At 49.0% G+C, this 19326-nt stretch carries 19 protein-coding genes; 18 read left to right on the top strand and 1 reads right to left on the bottom strand.

The window, feature by feature from the left end; all coding sequences use genetic code 11:
* Window positions 1-3 precede the first annotated feature (3 nt).
* The 5 genes from GLV97_RS02090 to icmF are packed head-to-tail and all read left to right on the top strand — an operon-like array spanning window position 4 to window position 7191.
* Window positions 4-1149: an acyl-CoA dehydrogenase family protein gene (locus GLV97_RS02090; protein ID WP_160888872.1), complete on the top strand. Its 1146-nt coding sequence runs from the start codon at window positions 4-6 to the stop codon at window positions 1147-1149.
* Window positions 1150-1161: 12 nt separating this feature from the next.
* The gene (locus GLV97_RS02085; RefSeq protein ID WP_160840901.1) at window positions 1162-2301 is read left to right on the top strand and encodes an acyl-CoA dehydrogenase; all 1140 of its coding nucleotides are present in this window, start codon (window positions 1162-1164) and stop codon (window positions 2299-2301) included.
* Window positions 2302-2315: 14 nt separating this feature from the next.
* A complete protein-coding gene (gene meaB / locus GLV97_RS02080) occupies window positions 2316-3254 on the top strand; it encodes a methylmalonyl Co-A mutase-associated GTPase MeaB (protein WP_160837752.1) in 939 nt (312 codons plus the stop codon).
* A gap of 1 nt (window position 3255) precedes the next feature.
* Window positions 3256-3912 carry a TetR family transcriptional regulator gene (locus tag GLV97_RS02075; protein ID WP_160836845.1) on the top strand — a complete coding sequence of 219 codons (657 nt, stop codon included), beginning with the start codon at window positions 3256-3258 and terminating at the stop codon, window positions 3910-3912.
* Window positions 3913-3942: 30 nt separating this feature from the next.
* A complete protein-coding gene (icmF, locus tag GLV97_RS02070) occupies window positions 3943-7191 on the top strand; it encodes a fused isobutyryl-CoA mutase/GTPase IcmF (RefSeq protein ID WP_160888871.1) in 3249 nt (1082 codons plus the stop codon).
* 80 nt (window positions 7192-7271) lie between these two features.
* Here the strand turns inward: icmF and GLV97_RS02065 are convergent, their stop codons facing one another.
* On the bottom strand, window positions 7272-7586 hold the full coding sequence (locus GLV97_RS02065; RefSeq protein ID WP_160836841.1) for a hypothetical protein: 315 nt from the start codon (window positions 7584-7586) through the stop codon (window positions 7272-7274).
* 254 nt (window positions 7587-7840) lie between these two features.
* Here GLV97_RS02065 and rpoE point away from each other — a divergent pair, with 254 nt between their 5' ends.
* From rpoE to prfA, 13 genes are all read left to right on the top strand, one after another.
* Window positions 7841-8377, top strand: coding sequence for a DNA-directed RNA polymerase subunit delta (rpoE, locus tag GLV97_RS02060; protein WP_160836839.1), 537 nt, complete (start codon window positions 7841-7843; stop codon window positions 8375-8377).
* Between the two features lie 179 nt (window positions 8378-8556).
* Window positions 8557-10161: a CTP synthase gene (locus GLV97_RS02055; RefSeq protein ID WP_160836837.1), complete on the top strand. Its 1605-nt coding sequence runs from the start codon at window positions 8557-8559 to the stop codon at window positions 10159-10161.
* A gap of 249 nt (window positions 10162-10410) precedes the next feature.
* Window positions 10411-10782 (top strand): response regulator, encoded by a 372-nt coding sequence (locus tag GLV97_RS02050; RefSeq protein WP_160836835.1) that lies wholly within the window; start codon window positions 10411-10413, stop codon window positions 10780-10782.
* A gap of 158 nt (window positions 10783-10940) precedes the next feature.
* Entirely contained in the window at window positions 10941-11804 is an 864-nt protein-coding gene (fba, locus tag GLV97_RS02045) for a class II fructose-1,6-bisphosphate aldolase (protein WP_160836833.1), read from the top strand.
* A 124-nt stretch (window positions 11805-11928) separates the two neighbouring features.
* Window positions 11929-12570 carry a fructose-6-phosphate aldolase gene (fsa, locus tag GLV97_RS02040; protein ID WP_160840899.1) on the top strand — a complete coding sequence of 214 codons (642 nt, stop codon included), beginning with the start codon at window positions 11929-11931 and terminating at the stop codon, window positions 12568-12570.
* A 66-nt stretch (window positions 12571-12636) separates the two neighbouring features.
* Complete coding sequence (locus GLV97_RS02035; RefSeq protein ID WP_160836829.1) at window positions 12637-13923, top strand: UDP-N-acetylglucosamine 1-carboxyvinyltransferase; 1287 nt, start codon at window positions 12637-12639, stop codon at window positions 13921-13923.
* A 480-nt stretch (window positions 13924-14403) separates the two neighbouring features.
* A complete protein-coding gene (gene rho / locus GLV97_RS02030) occupies window positions 14404-15690 on the top strand; it encodes a transcription termination factor Rho (RefSeq protein ID WP_160836827.1) in 1287 nt (428 codons plus the stop codon).
* Between the two features lie 205 nt (window positions 15691-15895).
* A complete protein-coding gene (locus tag GLV97_RS02025; protein ID WP_027954711.1) occupies window positions 15896-16141 on the top strand; it encodes a type B 50S ribosomal protein L31 in 246 nt (81 codons plus the stop codon).
* A gap of 165 nt (window positions 16142-16306) precedes the next feature.
* Window positions 16307-16459, top strand: a complete 153-nt coding sequence (locus tag GLV97_RS02020) for a hypothetical protein (protein ID WP_160836825.1) — start codon at window positions 16307-16309, stop codon at window positions 16457-16459.
* The gene (locus GLV97_RS02015; RefSeq protein ID WP_160836823.1) at window positions 16428-17042 is read left to right on the top strand and encodes a thymidine kinase; all 615 of its coding nucleotides are present in this window, start codon (window positions 16428-16430) and stop codon (window positions 17040-17042) included. Before GLV97_RS02020 ends, GLV97_RS02015 begins: the two co-directional genes overlap by 32 nt.
* A 170-nt stretch (window positions 17043-17212) precedes the next feature.
* Window positions 17213-17494 (top strand): four-helix bundle copper-binding protein, encoded by a 282-nt coding sequence (locus tag GLV97_RS02010; RefSeq protein WP_160888870.1) that lies wholly within the window; start codon window positions 17213-17215, stop codon window positions 17492-17494.
* A gap of 122 nt (window positions 17495-17616) precedes the next feature.
* Window positions 17617-18021: a hypothetical protein gene (locus GLV97_RS02005; RefSeq protein WP_337192726.1), complete on the top strand. Its 405-nt coding sequence runs from the start codon at window positions 17617-17619 to the stop codon at window positions 18019-18021.
* 233 nt (window positions 18022-18254) lie between these two features.
* Window positions 18255-19325 (top strand): peptide chain release factor 1, encoded by a 1071-nt coding sequence (gene prfA / locus GLV97_RS02000; RefSeq protein ID WP_160836819.1) that lies wholly within the window; start codon window positions 18255-18257, stop codon window positions 19323-19325.
* Window position 19326 lies beyond the last annotated feature (1 nt).

Below are 19326 nucleotides of genomic sequence, written 5' to 3'. Positions count from 1 at the left end.
ACCGTGGATCTTCAATTTACAGATGAACAGAAAATGATGCGCCGGATGGTGCAGGACTTCGCACAAAACGAAGTGGCACCCGCCGTCGAGCGTATGGAGCAGGAAGACCGGTTTCCGGAAGAACTGATTCCTCAAATGGGGGAGCTCGGTTTAATGGGGATCCCCATTCCTGAAGCCTATGGAGGTGCGGAAATGGACTACACCTCCTACATTATTGCTATTCATGAACTATCCAAGGTAAGTGCGACACTCGGGGTCATTTTATCTGTGCATACATCGGTGGGGACCAACCCCATCCTATACTTCGGATCGGAAGAGCAGAAATCCAAATACATTCCCAAACTCGCCTCGGGACAATACCTGGGTGCGTTTGCCCTGACCGAACCAAGCGCCGGCAGTGATGCCAGCAGTCTGAAGACACGTGCCGAGAAGAAAGGGGACCGGTACATTCTTAATGGCTCCAAGGTGTTTATCACCAACGGAGGCAATGCAGATACCTTCATCGTCTTTGCACGGACGAACCCTGATGTACCTCCGAGTAAAGGCTTGAGCGCTTTTATTGTGGAACGCGGAACGCCTGGATTTGCTATTGGTAAAGCGGAAAGGAAAATGGGCATGCACGGATCGAGCACGGTATCCTTGAACTTTGATGCCTGCGAGCTGCCGGTCTCCCAGCTCTTGGGGAAGGAAGGGGAAGGCTATAAAATTGCCCTTTCCAACTTGAATATTGGACGGATCGGCATTGCTGCCCAGTCGCTCGGGATTGCGGAAGCCGCTTTGGAGCATGCGGCTGCCTACGCAAAGGAAAGGGAGCAGTTCGGCAGGCCGATCGCCCACCTGCAGGGGATCTCCTTCAAATTGGCAGATATGGCTTCAGAAGTAGAAGCTTCGAAGCTGATGGTTTACAACGCAGCATCCATGCAGGCACTGGGAAAGCCGTGCAGTAAAGAAGCGTCGATGGCTAAGCTGATGGCTTCCCGCACGGCAGTCAAAGCGGCCATTGAGGCAGTACAGATACACGGAGGCTATGGATATACAGAAGATTATGCGGTGGAACGCTTCTTCAGAGACGCGAAAGTCTGCGAGATTTACGAGGGAACGAGCGAAGTCCAGCGTGTGGTCATCGGCAATCATCTGGTGAGAGATTAGGAGGATGGAGAAATGAATTTCACATTAACAGAAGAGCAGGAAATGCTTAGAAAAATGGTCCGGGATTTTTCCAAGAACGAGGTGGAACCAACAGCGGCTGAGCGCGATGAAGAGGAGCGTTTTGATCGTGAAATTTTTGATAAGATGGCTGAACTCGGGCTGACTGGCATCCCATGGCCGGAAGAATACGGGGGCATCGGTTCGGATTTTATCAGTTATGTCATTGCTGTGGAGGAGCTTTCCAGAGTATGTGCTTCCACGGGGGTCACGCTCTCCGCCCATATCTCTCTGGCCAGCTGGCCGATTTATACATTTGGAACAGAAGAACAGAAGAAGAAGTTTCTAACGCCGCTGGCTGCTGGTGAAAAGCTCGGGGCCTACGCTTTGTCCGAACCCGGAGCGGGAAGTGATGTGTCCTCCATGCGCACACAGGCGAAGCTTGATGGAGACAGCTATGTATTGAACGGTAGCAAAGTGTGGATTACCAATGGCGGTGTGGCGGATACGTATGTCGTCTTTGCTAAAACGAATCAGGACGAAGGGAACCGGGGCATCAGTGCATTCATCGTAGAAAAAGACACCCCGGGATTCTCCACAGGGAAAAAAGAGAAGAAGCTCGGCATTCGTTCCTCTCCAACGACCGAGTTGATTTTTGAAGACTGCCGGATTCCTAAGGAAAATCTGCTTGGAGAAGAAGGACAGGGATTTAAAATCGCTATGATGACGCTCGACGGTGGTAGAAACGGAATCGCTGCACAGGCTGTAGGAATCGCCCAGGGGGCGCTTGATGAATCCGTTGCTTATGCTAAAGAACGGGAGCAGTTCGGGAAGCCGATCGCTGCTTTACAGGGGATTTCGTTTAAGCTGGCGGATATGGCCACTGAAATCGAAGCTTCCCGCCTGCTTACGTATCAAGCCGCGTACTTGGAATCTGAAGGTCTTCCGTACTCCAAAGCATCGGCAATGGCGAAGTTGTTTGCCGGCGATACGGCGATGAAAGTGACTACGGAGGCCGTTCAGGTACACGGGGGATATGGATACACGAAGGATTACCCGGTCGAACGGTACATGAGGGACGCGAAGATCACGCAGATATATGAGGGAACCCAGGAGATTCAGCGTCTCGTTATCGGCCGGATGGTAACGAAGTAGGAAGGTGATGGATGATGCATCCGTTGGCGGAACGAATACAAAATCAGGATATGAGGGCGCTGGCCCGTGCCATCACGCTCGTTGAAAATGAGGATCCGGAAAAGCTTCCGCTGATGAGTGACATCTTTTCGATACAGAAGCAGGCCCACTACATCGGCATCACAGGATCACCCGGGGCGGGGAAAAGTTCGTTGATCAACCGGCTGCTGACTTATTTAAGGAAGCAGGAGCTTACCGTTGCCGTTATTGCCGTTGACCCTACGAGTCCATTCAGCGGCGGTGCCCTGCTCGGGGACCGTACCAGGATGAACCAGCATTTCCTTGATCCAGGGATTTTCATCCGCAGTATGGCAACAAGGGGCAGTCTTGGAGGCTTGGCGAGGGCGACGAAGGACAGCATCCGGGTCTGTGATGCGTATGGCTTTGATGTCGTACTGGTGGAAACCGTCGGGGTCGGTCAGTCCGAGCTGGATGTCATGAAGGTGGTGGATACAACCGGGCTTGTATTGACACCGAACAGTGGAGATGTGCTGCAGATTTTCAAGGCAGGGATTATGGAAATTGCTGATCTCTTTCTTATTAATAAAGCAGACCTTCCGGGTGTTCGTAAGCTGAAGTCGACCCTTGAGGAATATTTGATGATCATCCAGCCGGAAGGGTGGCAGCCGCCTATCGTGGAGACGGTGGCGGTCGAGTCCAGAGGTATGGCTGAGGTCTGGGAGAAGATGAAAGAGCACCGTACGTATTTATATGAAACCAAGGCAGGGACGAAGCGGAGGAAAGAACAGCTGCAGCTGGAAGTCTATGATCTGATCCGCGAAGAAATATGGCGGAACGTCAAATCCTCTGTAGAGAAGGATCCACAGAAAACAGCAGCCTTCGAAAATCCCGATGCCGATCCATACCAGTTGGCCCGATCATGGTTGCAGGAATGGGCTGGGAAGGGTGAGTGATGTGGCGGATCAGCAAGTGCCATCAACCATCAAGGATGAAGCACTGATTTTAAAGCGGAGAAACCAGATGATCAAGGGTGCCGTGACGCTGTTTATGGAGAAAGGCTTTCATAAAACGACGACACGCGAAATCGCAAAAGCGTCCGGATTCAGCATCGGAACCTTATATGAATACATCCGCAAGAAAGAGGATGTATTATTTCTCGTCTGTGACTCTATTTATCAGCGTGTCAAAGAGAGAATGGAAGCCTCGATTGATCCGGAGCAGACATCGGTGAACAGTCTGATTCAAGCGGTCCGTTCTTATTTTCAATTGATGGATGATATGCAGGATGAAGTCCTGGTGATGTATCAGGAAGTAAAGTCCCTGTCACGGGAAGCTCAGGATTATGTCCTGCAGAAAGAGCGGGATATGGTCGCCATGCTGGAGCAGGTCATCATCAACAGCCTCCCCGGGGAATGTACCGAAGCGGAAGTACGCTTGATAGCCAATAATATATTTGTTCAGGGACAGATGTGGGGGTTCAGACGCTGGATTCTGCAGCGTACGTTTACGATTCAATCATATACCGATACCCAGATCCACCTGCTTCTAAAGGGTCTGGGAAAAGAGGCAGAAGGAATCATACAGCCGGTTGACGGCGCAGGGAATGCGTAACGCCGGCTGAAAAAGAAAGGAAGAGCGGAAATGGAACAACCGACAATCTATAAGCCGAAGAATCCTGTACGATTCGTTACGGCTTCCAGTCTTTTCGATGGTCATGACGCTTCCATTAATATTATGAGGAGAATTCTGCAATCCACCGGTGCGGAAGTGATCCACCTCGGTCATAACCGGTCCGTTGAAGAAGTGGTCAATGCGGCGGTACAGGAAGATGCCCAGGGCATTGCCATTTCGTCCTATCAGGGAGGACATGTGGAATATTTCAAGTACATGGTCGACCTTTTGAATGAAAAGGGTGCCGGTCATATCCGCGTTTATGGAGGCGGAGGCGGTGTGATCATTCCCCGTGAAATCAAAGAGCTTCACGAGTACGGCGTTGCCCGGGTATTTTCTCCGGAAGACGGCCGTTCCCTTGGTCTGCAGGGGATGATTAACAAGATGATGGAGGAGTGTGATTTTCTCCCCCCCCTTGATGTGGAAAAAGGGGTGGCCGATTTATCTGAAGGAAATCATCAGGCAGTCGCCCGCTTTATTACGTATGTCGAAAATACGTCCAAGGAAGAGCGGGAGGCTGTAGCTGCCTTTGAAACAGCGGTAGAGAAAACGCAGGATAAAACGATTCCGGTTCTCGGAATTACCGGTACGGGGGGAGCGGGGAAAAGTTCGCTGACCGATGAACTGATCCGTCGTTTTATTCACGAGGTCCCGGAAAAGAAAATCGCTGTCCTGTCTGTCGATCCGACGAAAAAGAAAACCGGAGGCGCGCTTCTTGGGGACCGGATCCGTATGAATGCGATCTTCCATCCCCGCGTTTATATGAGGTCGCTGGCGACACGTGACGCCCGCTCAGAGTTGTCTACCGCAGTGGAGGAGGCCATTCAGGTTGTGAAAGCTGCCGGCGTGGATTTTATTATTGTCGAAACGAGCGGAATCGGACAGGGTGATGCCGCGGTTACGGACATTACGGATTTATCCATGTATGTGATGACTGCAGAGTTCGGAGCCCCTTCCCAGCTTGAAAAAATCGATATGATTGATTTTGCCGACTTTATTGTCATTAACAAGTTCGAGCAGAAAGGTTCCGAGGACGCATTTAATCAAGTGAAAAAGCAGTATCAGCGCAGTCATATGCTGTTCCATGAGGATGACAGCCGTTTCCCTGTCTATGGGACGATTGCCAGCCAGTTCAATGACCCGGGGACAAACACTTTGTTCGCGGCGCTGCTGGAGAAGTTGAATGACACCTATGCCTGGCAGGAGGAAACTTCTTTCTCTTCCCTGAACCAAAAGGCGGAAAAGCAGAATGTGATCATTCCGAATGAGCGGAAGCAGTATCTGCGGGATATTTCCATGGCTGTCCGCGATTATCACCAGCATACGGACACACAGGCGGAAGCGGCGAGTAAGCTGTATCAGCTTCAGGGGACCCTCGATATGCTGGAAGATGAAGACGTTAAAAAGAACCTTCACCGTTTAATGGAGGATTATGAGCGGACCATCGACCGGGATGCGCTCGACAAGCTGGGGGACTGGGATGGTCTTCACGAACGATACAGCGGCGATACGTATACATTTGAAGTCCGGGGCAGAGCCATCACGATGGACCTGACCACTGAAAGCCTGAGTGGAACGAAAATCCCGAAAGTGGCCCTCCCACGCTATAAGGACTGGGGAGACCGGTTGACGTGGCTCCTTCAGGAGAATGTTCCGGGCGCCTTTCCTTTTACAGCCGGCGTTTTTCCTTTCAAACGGAAAGGGGAAGATCCGAAGCGTCAGTTTGCCGGGGAAGGAACTCCGGAGCGGACGAACCGCCGTTTTCATTATTTATCGGAAGGCGATGATGCGAAAAGACTGAGTACAGCCTTTGATTCCGTTACGCTGTACGGGGAGGATCCGGATGAGCGGCCGGACATCTACGGAAAGGTCGGCGAGAGTGGAGTGAACATCTGCACCCTTGAAGATATGAAAAAGCTGTATGACGGCTTTGATCTTGTCGATCCAACGACGTCGGTATCGATGACGATTAATGGACCGGCGCCGATTATTCTGGCCATGTTCTTCAATACAGCCGTCGACCAGCAGCTGGAGAAGTTCCAGGAGGAGGAAGGGCGGGCGCCGACGGCGGAGGAAGCGGAAAAGATCAAAACAGAAACGATTCAAGTCGTCCGCGGCACCGTTCAGGCAGATATTCTGAAAGAAGACCAGGGGCAGAATACCTGCATTTTCTCTACAGAATTTGCCTTGAGGATGATGGGCGATATTCAACAGTATTTCATTGACCATCAGGTCCGCAACTATTATTCCGTCTCTATATCGGGCTATCACATTGCTGAAGCAGGGGCAAACCCGATTACACAGCTGGCCTTTACCCTAGCCAATGGTTTTACTTATGTGGAGTATTATTTGAGCCGTGGAATGGACATCAACAAGTTTGCACCCAATTTATCCTTCTTCTTCTCCAACGGACTGGATCCGGAATACACCGTGCTTGGCCGCGTAGCGAGGCGGATCTGGGCCGTCGTCATGCGGGATAAATATGGAGCGAATGAGCGGAGTCAGAAGCTGAAGTATCACATCCAGACTTCCGGACGGTCCCTGCACGCGCAGGAAATAGATTTTAATGATATCCGGACGACGCTGCAGGCACTGATTGCGATTCAGGACAACTGTAATTCCCTGCATACCAACTCCTATGATGAAGCCATTACAACACCTACCGAAGAGTCGGTTAGAAGGGCGATGGCGATTCAAATGATCATCAGCAAGGAGTTCGGTCTCACGAAAAATGAAAACTCCCTCCAGGGGGCGTACATTATCAGAGAGCTGACCGACCTGGTCGAAGAAGCGGTGCTTCAGGAGTTCGAACGGATCAACGACCGCGGGGGTGTGCTGGGAGCGATGGAGCGCCAGTATCAACGTGGGAAAATTCAGGAGGAGTCTCTTTATTATGAAGGGAAGAAGCATTCAGGGGACCTGCCGATCATCGGTGTGAATACGTACTTGAATCCAAATCCTCCTTCCGAAGAGGAAATCGATTCGATGGAACTGGCCCGTGCCTCCAAGGAAGAGAAGAACCACCAGATTACAGAACTCCGCCGTTTCCAGCAGTCGAATGAACAGAAGGCGGCTGAGGCTCTTCATCGGTTGAAGCAGACAGCGGCCGGAGGCGGAAACATCTTTGCTGAACTGATGGAAACCGTTAAAGTCGCCAGTCTCGGACAGATTACCAACGCGCTTTATGAAGTAGGGGGACAGTATAGAAGAAACATGTAGGTTCCCTTAACAATGAAAACCCGTCCTGTGAGGACCATTCCAATCACAGGACGGGTTTTGCATGGTTTTAAGTGTTTCTTTTAGTGGCCGCCCACCTGATCGTCATCGTGGGCCTGGTTCACTTCTGTCACATACGGTTTTTTCATGCCGTACCATTCATAAGTAATGTTGTAGGTTCCTCCTTCTTCAAGGAGCATCCATGTGCTCGTATCCTTGACAGATACTTTCTTGTCATCGATCGTGACATAATAACCCTCATCATTATGGGTCTTTTTCGTTACTTCTGCTTCCTCGAGGTGTTCGGAGTGGATGATCCCGAAACTTGAATAAAGCCAGATCCCAAGAGCAGCAGCAGTCAGAATGAGGGCTGTCCAGTTGAAAGGGCGGTTTTCCATTAATCGTCTCTCCTTACATAGAGCATTCTCTCCTATATTTTAAAGGATATCAGCAGGAACACAAAGGCTTATGTTTTTCTATTTTTGAGCACAAGGTTTACTTTCATGCAGCTTTGGCTAGAAAAGTAAAGAAGAGACAGACTCTATTTGATTTTTATACAGGCACCTCATATAATGGATGGTATGATTAAATGTGATTCGTATGCCCATGAAGTCATTAATTCTATTTTGTCTAGATAAAGGAGTGCTGAATCGTGAGCGTAAAAGAACTCAGCCCACAGAAGATTGAAGAAATTTCCATGATCGAACTGGCGACCCTGATATTAGAAGAGGAGCGCGAAGCCATTGATTTTAATGAAATCTTTAACCGGATTTCAAAAATGAAAGGTTTCACAGAAGCTCAGGACGAAGAGTACATTGCCCAGTTCTACACAGATATGAACATTGACGGCCGTTTCATGACGATCGGAACGAACCGCTGGGGTTTGAAGAAGTGGTACCCGGTCGAGCAGATGGAAGAAGAAATCGCCAACCTGCCTCAGAAACGCAAAAAGAAGAAGAAGAAAAAGAAAAAACCTTCCAAGCTGCTTGATGATGAGCTCGGTGCAGATGAATACAATGACGAAGATGAAAATCTCGAAGATGATCTTGAACTTACCGATGAAGACCTTGACCTTGATGATGACGATGATTACGATGGTGATTATGAAGATGATGACCTGGATGAGGAAGAGGAAGAAATGGTGGAAGATGATCTCAGCTTCGTTGGAGATGACGACGAAGATAAATAAGAAGGTTGACTTTCAAAAGTCATATCAGTAAAATCTTATTTGGGCTCTTTAATTTCCTTGAACGGAATCCGAACGCTCCCCGGCAATGACGGGGAGCGTTTTTTGTTTTTATATCCCCTTATCAAATTGAAGCTTTAGTAAATAACTAATTAATACAAATAGAGAAAGAGGGATTTGACGTGGCAACAAAATACATTTTTGTAACAGGCGGAGTGGTTTCATCTCTGGGAAAAGGGATTACAGCTGCTTCATTAGGACGTTTATTGAAAAACCGTGGCTTGAAGGTAACCATCCAGAAATTTGATCCATACATCAACGTAGATCCGGGAACGATGAGCCCGTACCAGCACGGGGAAGTTTTCGTCACAGATGACGGCGCTGAAACGGATTTGGACCTTGGTCACTACGAGCGTTTCATTGACATCAATTTGAACAAATTCAGTAACGTGACAACCGGTAAAGTCTACTCCACCGTTATTAAAAAAGAACGCCGCGGCGATTACCTCGGCGGGACCGTACAGGTGATTCCGCATATTACGAATGAAATCAAAGACCGTGTTTTCCGCGCCGGCCACGAAACGAATGCCGACGTCGTCATTACGGAAATCGGCGGAACGGTCGGGGATATCGAATCCCTGCCATTCCTTGAGGCGATCCGACAAATCAAGAGTGATATCGGACGCGAACACGTCATGTACCTTCACTGCACGCTGGTGCCATATTTGAAAGCCGCAGGGGAAATGAAGACGAAACCGACCCAGCATAGTGTTAAAGAGCTGCGCTCTCTCGGCATTCAGCCGGATGCGATTGTTCTTCGTACAGAGATGGAAATTTCCGAAGACATGAAGGAGAAAATCGCCCTGTTCTGTGACATCAACAAGGAAGCGGTCATTGAAATGGCCGATGCCGACACATTGTACAATGTTCCGATCAACCTACAGGAGCAGAAGCTGGACCAGCTGACATGCGACCACTTTGGTCTGGACTGTGCACCTGCGGATATGACGGAATGGAATAAGCTGATCGATCAAGTGAAAAACCTTCAGCACAAGACGACGATTGCGCTTGTCGGTAAGTATGTAGAGCTTCCAGATGCCTACATTTCTGTTGTCGAGGCTTTGAAACACGCAGGATACAGCTACGATTCCGATATTGATGTGAAGTGGGTCAATTCAGAAGGGCTGAATGCGGCCAACGTGGAAGCTGAACTGAATGGTGTAGACGGAATCCTTGTACCCGGCGGATTCGGGGACCGTGGCATCGAAGGCAAAATCGACGCCATCCGGTATGCACGCGAAAGCCGTATCCCGTTCCTTGGTATCTGTCTTGGTATGCAGCTGGCAACGGTTGAATTTGCCCGCAACGTTCTCGGTCTGGAAGGAGCGCACTCGGCGGAAATCGATCCATCGACGGCGCATCCGATCATTGATCTTCTTCCTGAGCAGAAAGAGGTATCTGATCTTGGCGGTACGCTGAGACTGGGGATTTACCCTTCCCGACTGAAAGAAGGCTCCAAAGCGCTGGAAGCTTATGGAGAAGAAGTGATCTATGAGCGTCATCGCCACCGTTTTGAGTTTAACAACCATTACCGTGAGCAGATGGAAGCGGCCGGCTTCAAGTTCTCCGGAACAAGCCCTGACGGCCGGCTTGTCGAAATCATCGAAGTGGAAGACCACCCTTGGTTCGTAGCGAGCCAGTTCCACCCGGAATTCAAGTCACGCCCGACCCGTCCACAAGAACTGTTCCATGGATTTATCGGGGCGGCTATGAAGACCTATCAATAAATCCGGATAAGCAGACTCATTTCCGAAAAAAAGAAGGCTGTCGAGAGAAAAGCTCGGCGGCCTTTTTTTGTTGAAGAAACATGGGAAGCAGGCATACTTTCCGTAATGGAAAAGGATCGTGTCGAATCCCAGTAAAATTACAGAAAATATGACAATGGATCCAATTGTATGCAGGAAATGACAGGGGGCGCCTCGAAATTAAAGGAATGAGAGAACATGCACACAAGCTTTGAAAGGGAGGGAGAAAGAATGACGAATAAAATCCTGATTGTCGATGATCAACCGGGGATCCGCCTGCTGCTTGAGGAAATCCTGAAAGCAGAAGGCCATGAGACGATTTCAGCGAAAACAGGAAAAGAAGCATGCCGGGTGGTAAAGGAAGAGAGCCTGGATCTTATCATCATGGACTATAATCTTCCTGTTATGCATGGGAGAGATGTCCTTCAATTCCTGGAGGAAATGAATTATTCTTCTCCGGTTATGATTATTACGGGGGATTCAGAGGAATCAGTAAGGAAGGACATGGATTTCCATTTCGTAACCCATATCATAACAAAACCGTTTGACATCCATAATTTGAAGGAAATGGTAAATGGAACGCTTGTCCACAGCCGTTCATGACTTTTTTCTTAATGTAAGCGCTATATAATCCTCCTGATGTTGCACCATAAGAAGGGTATTGGTATTCTATTACTGTAACCAAACTTGCATGGTGTGTTTTCGTATGGAAACAGACTTGTGAATAGGGAAAGTTCGTTATTCAAAGGAGGATATCTTTCATGCCACTAGTATCAATGAAAGAAATGCTAGAAAAAGCTAAGGAAGAACGCTACGGTGTAGGACAGTTCAACCTTAATAACCTAGAATATGCCCAGGCCATCCTGCAGGCTGCGGAAGAAGAGCAGTCTCCGGTCATCCTTGGTGTTTCTGAAGGTGCTGGACGTTACATGGGCGGCTTCAACGTAGTCGTTGACATGGTGAAAGCACTTATGAAATCCTACGGTACCACTGTACCGGTTGCGATTCACCTTGACCACGGTTCCAGCTTTGAAAAATGTGCAGAAGCGATCCACGCCGGATTTACTTCTGTCATGATCGATGCTTCTCATGATCCATTGGAAGAGAACATCGCTGTTACGAGAAAAGTGGTTGAGCTTGCTCACATCCACGGTGTTTCTGTTGAAGCAGAACTCGGCCGTGTAGGTGGTCAGGAAGATGACTTGATCGTAGACGATGCAGAAGCTGCCTACGCTATTCCTTCCGAGTGTAAGCAACTGGTTGACGAAACAAACGTTGACGTATTTGCACCGGCACTTGGTTCTGTCCACGGCCCTTACAAAGGTGAACCAAACCTTGGCTTTGACCGCATGGAAGAAATCATGGGACTTGTAGACAAGCCGCTTGTTCTTCACGGTGGTACAGGAATCCCTACAGCTGACATTAAGAAAGCTATTTCTTTCGGTACAGCTAAAATTAACGTGAACACTGAAAACCAGATCGCACAAGGGAAAGCCGTACGTCAAGTTCTTGCTGACCAGCCTGAACAGTACGACCCTCGTAAATATCTTGGACCCGGCCGTGACGCTATCAAAGAAACGGTTATCGGCAAGATGCGTGAATTCGGTTCTTCCAATCAAGCGTAAGAACCTCTGTATAAAGGAAGCCGCTACCTCTGTAGCGGTTTCCTTTTAAGCATGTATGAAAACGCAATCATTCGGCAATTTTCATGGTTGAGCATCCATCACAAAGGGAAGAGGAGTGGAGATTATGAAATTTTTCATTGATACAGCCAATATTGAGGATATCCGGGAAGCCAATGCTTTAGGCATTCTGGCAGGTGTGACGACAAACCCGAGCCTTGTTGCAAAGGAAGGGGTTTCTTTCCACGACCGTTTAAGAGAGATTACGGCAGAAGTAGCCGGGTCTGTCAGTGCTGAGGTGATTTCTGAAGACGCGGAAGGAATGATTCGGGAAGGGAAGGAACTCGCAGCCATTGCGCCGAATATTACGGTAAAGGTTCCCATGACAATGGAAGGGTTGAAAGCTGTAAAGGCATTCAGTGATCTGAATATCAAAACAAACGTCACCCTTGTGTTCTCAGCAAACCAGGCGTTGATGGCAGCCAGAGCAGGTGCCTCCTATGTGTCTCCGTTTCTTGGTCGTCTCGATGATATTGGTCAGAATGGCATGGAATTAGTCGCTCAGATCTCGGAAATCTTCGATCGTCATGCAATTGATACAGAAATCATCGCTGCCTCTGTCCGCCACCCCGTTCACATCACTGAAGCGGCCCTGCATGGCGCGCACATTGCAACGGTTCCTTTTAAAGTTCTGAATCAAATAGTGAAGCACCCTTTGACGGATCAGGGAATAGAAAAATTCCTGAGTGACTGGAATAACCAAAAATAATGTGTGATTTGGTAAAAATTGCACATAATAAGAGAAAATCTTGACCTTTAAAGCGAGGAGTTTTACATGCGTAAACTATTAGTAAAAGGCGGGGCCCCGCTGCGGGGAGAGGTGAGGGTGAGCGGCGCCAAAAACAGTGCGGTTGCTCTTCTCCCAGCTGCAATTCTGGCTGAATCTCCTGTAACGATTGAAGGCCTGCCGGATATATCGGATGTTGGTATTTTGGCTGATCTTCTGGAAGAGATCGGTGGCACGGTGGCGAAGGAAGGAAGAACCGTACATATCGATCCGTCCAACATGGTGGACATGCCGCTTCCGAACGGAAAAGTGAAGAAGCTGCGGGCTTCCTATTATTTCATGGGAGCCATGCTCGGAAGGTTTAATAAAGCTGTCATCGGCCTTCCCGGCGGCTGTCATCTCGGTCCTCGTCCGATCGACCAGCACATCAAGGGATTCGAAGCGCTCGGGGCAGAAGTGACGAATGAGCAGGGAGCCATTTATCTAAGAGCGAAGGAGCTCCGAGGTGCGCGTATTTATCTTGATGTGGTCAGCGTCGGAGCAACCATCAACATTATGCTTGCTGCTGTCAGGGCTAAAGGGAAGACTGTGATCGAAAATGCCGCCAAAGAGCCGGAAATCATTGATGTGGCCACCCTGCTGACAAGTATGGGAGCTAAAATTAAAGGCGCTGGAACGGACGTCATCCGTATTGAGGGTGTCCAGAACCTTCAGGGATGCCTCCATACGATCATTCCTGACCGGATTGAAGCCGGCACATACACCATCATGGCAGCTGCGCAGGGAGACGGGATGGTCATTGATAACGTCATTCCCCAGCACCTGGAATCCCTGCTCGCCAAGCTCAGGGAAATGGGCGTAACCATTGAGGAAAATGATGAGCAGTTGTACGTCCGGCCTGGAAAACAGCTTCGGAGTGTCGATATAAAAACACTCGTTTATCCCGGGTTTGCCACAGACCTCCAACAGCCGTTCACTTCCCTGCTCACGCAGACACAGGGGACGGGGGTTGTCACGGATACCATTTACCAGGCCCGGTTCAAGCACGTGGACGAACTCAGGCGTATGAATGCCTCCATTAAGGTGGAGGGAGGATCTGCCATTGTAACAGGTCCTTCCAAACTGCAGGGGGCCAAGGTGAAAGCTACAGATCTGAGAGCCGGTGCAGCTCTGGTGATTGCCGGCTTAATGGCTGATGGGATTACGGAAATTACCGGCGTGGATCACATCGAACGAGGGTATGAGAATATCACGAACAAACTGATTGATTTGGGCGCCGACGTCTGGTACGAGGAAATGTCGGAAGAAGAAATCGAACAGTTCCAAAATTCTTAAGTCTCCCGTACCTCTGATGGGAAGGGAGACGTTCTGAAGTGTCTGGCGGACAACATTCCTCGTCCGGCAAACGCTTCGGGTGGAAACAAGGGAAGAGGGAGCCGGGTATGGCGGCTTCCTTTTCTTTTCCTATTCCCTTACCTCCTTCTGAAAAAAATAACATTGAAACTCATGAGTGACAGGAGTACAATGAATGTTGTTTATAAATAGAAGGTTCATGTCACTTGCTTCTTTAGGCTTCTTTTTTACTTCACTTAACTTCTCCTTTTTCTTCTTTGAAAGTATTCACTTTGAGAAGTCGTTGACTCCGTTCATATTTAATCCCGAGAACCTATAAAAAAACGGGTCCATCATGGCCTTGATTTCATTCAGGGTCGGGAAGGGCCTATTGATGCAGATGGTGACCCCGTGAATTCCTGGACCTTAAGCGGGACAGGTACCTGAATTCAAGCGATAAGAATTGAAAAGAGTGGTGATTACGTGGCAGATTTAACGATCTCCAATTTAGAAACATTGACCCTGAAGGACCTTTATACAAAAGCCAGGCAGTATAAAGTTTCCTACTATGCAAAGCTTACGAAGCGTGAATTGATTTTTGCCATTCTGAAGGCACAGGCAGAAAAAGACGGCTTTTTGTTTATGGATGGAATTCTGGAAATTATCCCTTCCGAAGGATTCGGCTTCCTGCGTCCGATTAATTATTCTCCAAGTGCCGAGGATATTTACATCTCCGCTTCCCAGATCCGTCGTTTTGACCTTCGTAATGGAGACAAGGTGTCCGGTAAAGTCCGTCCGCCGAAAGAGAACGAAAGGTATTACGGTCTGCTTCACGTGGACGCGGTGAACGGAGAGGACCCGGACTCTGCGAAAGAGCGTGTCCATTTCCCGGCTTTGACACCGCTTTATCCTGATAGACAGATGAAGCTCGAAACAGAAACGAAAAAGCTTTCCACACGGATCATGGATTTGATGGCTCCAGTGGGATATGGACAGCGTGGTTTGATCGTCGCTCCTCCAAAAGCAGGGAAAACGATGCTTCTGAAGCAGATGGCGAACAGTATTTCCGTCAATCATCCTGACGCGAAGCTGATTATTCTGTTAGTCGATGAACGTCCGGAAGAAGTCACCGATATTGAACGGTCGGTCGCTCCGGATGTGGATGTAGTCAGTTCCACATTTGACGAGGTTCCTGAAAATCATATTAAAGTGTCAGAGCTGGTTCTGGAGCGGGCGATGCGTCTTGTGGAACATAAGCGTGATGTGATCGTGCTGATGGACAGCATCACCCGTCTGGCCCGCGCGTATAACCTTGTGATCCCACCGAGCGGGCGGACATTATCCGGTGGTATCGATCCGGCTGCCTTCCACCGTCCGAAGCGTTTCTTCGGTGCTGCCCGTAACATCGAGGAGGGGGGAAGTCTGACAATCCTGGCTACGGCCCTCGTTGACACCGGCTCCCGGATGGATGATGTCATTTATGAAGAGTTCAAGGGAACAGGGAACATGGAACTCCACCTTGACCGCAGCCTGGCGGAACGCCGGATTTTCCCTGCCATTGATATTGTACGCTCCGGCACAAGGAAAGAAGAGCTGCTTCTTCCACAGACCCATCTGGACAAAATCTGGGCCATCCGGAAGACGATGTCTGATTCTCATGATTTTGCCGACCGGTTCCTCCGTCGACTCCGTGCTTCGAAAAACAACGACGAATTTTTCGACCTCATGGATAAGGATATGAAAGGCAAAGCGTCACCGGCACGCCGCTGACCTCTCCACCGGGGTTTTTCGGAGGGCCCGTCGCTTTCTGCATCATCTTCTCCGTCATTTAATAAAAACTGGTTGTTGCATTGGGGTCTCCCCCCTGTTATAATCTTTCTATGTGAGTTTCAGTACAAGGTGTATGTTGAACCTTCGACGGCTCTTACAATAACTCTGTTTCTTAAGGATTCAGGGCAAAAAGGAGTGGAAGAACATGAAATCAGGAATTCATCCAGAATACCGTAAAGTTGTATTCCTAGACACAAGTTCTAATTTCAAGTTTCTAACAGGATCTACTAAGACTTCTGAAGAAACGATCGAGTGGGAAGATGGCAACACTTACCCATTGATCCGCGTAGAGATTAGTTCTGCGTCCCACCCGTTCTACACAGGTAAGCAGAAAGCTGATAAAGCTGGCGGCCGTGTGGATCGCTTCAAGAAGAAATATAACCTTTCATAATTATGATCCGCCTTCCACGGAAGGGGACATCATCATTTTGAACAAAAACAGGCAAATTGTCTCAAAGGTTTGCCTGTTTTTTTGTCAAAAAATACGGGACACAGGGGTTCATTAGACTGAACAGCCGTTTCCCGGGGAAGTATGAATATTAGGGAGCTGTCCTTGGTGAATGAGCCGCGGTGGGATCCGGGGCTGCCGGGGAAGCTCTTTTTTGATGAGATACAGGATAAACGAAACAATTATGCTGGATTGAGCTTGATTGATGGAGAAGGGAGCGACAGTGGACGTGTATGTGATGAAACAGAGCGGATGGGTTGAACTGATCTGCGGAAGCATGTTCAGTGGAAAATCAGAAGAGCTGATCCGCAGGGTGAGACGGGCGACCTTTGGAAACTTGAATGTGCGCGTGTACAAACCTGCGATCGATGACCGTTATAAGGAAGATGCTGTAGTTTCCCATAATGGGACTTCAGTGACGGCGCGGCCGGTGAAGAACTCGCTGGATATTCTGCAGCATGTGACGGATGAGATGGATGTTGTAGGAATTGACGAAGTGCAGTTTTTCGACGAACATATCGTGGAAGTAGTCGAATGCCTTGCAGATAAAGGCATACGCGTCATCGTCGCTGGTTTGGATACGGACTTCAGGGGAGAACCTTTTGGAAAGATGCCTGACCTTATGGCTCTGAGTGAGAGTGTGACGAAACTGAACGCGATCTGCCCTGTATGCGGATCACCGGCAAGCCGTACACAGCGTTTGATTGATGGGAAACCGGCTTCCTATGACGACCCGGTTATTCTGGTGGGAGCATCGGAATCCTACGAGCCACGTTGTCGTCATCATCATGAAGTGCCAAACAAACCCAGGCAGAAAGAAATAAAAGCCGCTTATGCGGAATAATATCTCGTTTTAAAACAGCCGGCTTCCTGCCGGCTGTTTTTTATGTTCGATTATGGTCCGGATGTGTTCCGATGTGCTGCGGATGGTTTTTCATGGTTGTTGATGTGGTATTCTATGGAAAAGCAGAGGATTCCTATCTTCTTTATCCTTGGGAAAAGGAGTGGAAAATAATGAAAAAAGGCGCTTATCTTATGGAAAAAACCAATGTATTGGAAGAGTGTATGAATGCCTATAAGTATGCGGTCGAAGTCGTTCAAAAAAACAGTCCCTTGAGTCGTGATTTAACTCAATCATGTGCCGAAGTCTGCCGTTCTTGTGCCAATGAATGTCTGAAGCTTGGAGGAAGCCGTTCCGGCAGAACGTACAAGATGTGTCTGGACTATGCGGAATTGTGTGAGGAGCTTGAGCAAGACATTCAGGAGGACCCCGGCCGTTTAAGGAAGCTCGTGTAAAGAACCAGGTCCCCATTGTCATGCTCCGCCTGGTTTGATGTGTGCTGCCTCTCCCTTTGTCCTTTTTACATACCTTCACCTCTTCTGGTCATACTAGGCCTAAAAGGATAAGAGGTGATACCGTGAAGCACTGTTTCATAATTCCTGCCACTCTGCTGTGCCTGTTTGCTGCCGGCTGCGGGACGCAGGTGGAAAAATATCAGGGGCAGACGAGCCGGGATGATGTAGAGAACATGGGCTTGAACAATGAAGTGACGATGGAAGACGAAAACCCGCGGTCTGTGAATAAAGTCGGTCACACATGGGGGCTGAAACAGGATCGTGAAATGGCGAAGACAGCCGCCCAGCAGCTGGAAGGGGTGACGGTTAAACGAGTCATCATGGAGGCGGACCAGATCTGGGTCACTGTCGACGTGGCTGGTGAAGACGACATGTCGGATGAGGAACGGGATGAATGGAAGGAACAGATTGGTCAAGCTGTTTACAAAGCCGTCCCGCGTTATGATATTCATGTCAAAATAAAGTGACGCGGAAGGCCGTTGGAGACTCTATGGACGTTGCGGCGGTCCCTGTCTCTCAGTCCGGGTTGCAAGAGCACCTTCCGGCATGAATCGGGGAGGCCGGCGGGATTGTGAATATTTTAAATCGTTTACCGGTGCCCTCCTGGGTGCCGGTTTTGTTTGCTGCTCCCTTGGGGTTGTTGTATCTCCAGGCGCTCTATAATATAATTAGACTGTTATGGAGAAAGAGGTGCATACCATTGATCGAACGTTTACAAACATTAGAAGATCGTTATGAAAAGCTGAACGAACTATTGAGTGATCCGGAAATCATTTCTGATACAAATAAACTGCGTGAGTATTCCAAAGAGCAGGCAGGGCTCCAGGAGACGGTGGATGCCTACAGGGAATATAAAGAAGTGGCTGAACAGCTGAAGGATGCCAGAGCTATGCTTGAAGACCGGCTGGATGCTGAGATGGAAAGTATGGTGAAGGAAGAAATCAGTGAGTTGTCCACACAGAAGCAGGACCTGGAGGAGCGGCTGAAAGTGTTGATGCTTCCGAAGGATCCAAACGATGACAAAAACGTTATCATGGAAGTCCGCGGCGCAGCCGGTGGTGATGAAGCGGCCTTATTTGCTGGTGATTTGTACCGGATGTACGCCCGTTATGCGGAAGCGCAGGGATGGAAAACAGAAGTCATTGAAGCGAACGCCAATGATGTAGGTGGGTATAAGGAAATCATCTTTATGGTCACTGGTGAAATGGCTTATTCCAAAATGAAATTTGAAAACGGGGCCCACCGTGTCCAGCGTGTTCCCGAAACGGAATCCGGTGGTCGTATCCACACCTCTACAGCCACAGTTGTGGTTATGCCGGAAGCTGAAGAAGTAGAAGTGGAGGTCCACGATAAGGATATACGGGTGGACACGTTCGCTTCCAGTGGTCCCGGCGGCCAGAGTGTCAATACGACGATGTCTGCTGTGCGTCTTACCCACGAACCCACAGGGATTGTGGTGTCGTGTCAGGATGAAAAGTCCCAGATTAAAAACAAGGAAAAAGCGATGAAGGTTCTGCGTGCCCGTATTTATGATAAATACCAGCAGGAAGCACGTGCCGAATATGATGAGAACCGCAAATCAGCAGTAGGAACAGGAGATCGTTCCGAACGGATCCGCACGTATAACTTCCCGCAGACCCGTGTGACGGATCACCGTATCGGTTTAACCCTTCAAAAGCTGGATCAAGTTCTTCAAGGGAACATGAACGAAATTATTGATGCCTTACTGATTGAAGAACAGACGAAGAAACTGGAACAGCTTGGTGAATAGT

The sequence above is a fragment of the Halobacillus litoralis genome (genome assembly GCF_009856355.1).
GTDB classification, from domain to species: Bacteria; Bacillota; Bacilli; order Bacillales; family Halobacillaceae; genus Halobacillus; species Halobacillus litoralis_B.
Note: the sequence above shows the minus strand (reverse complement) of the source record. Positions and strands in the feature narration are given on the sequence as shown.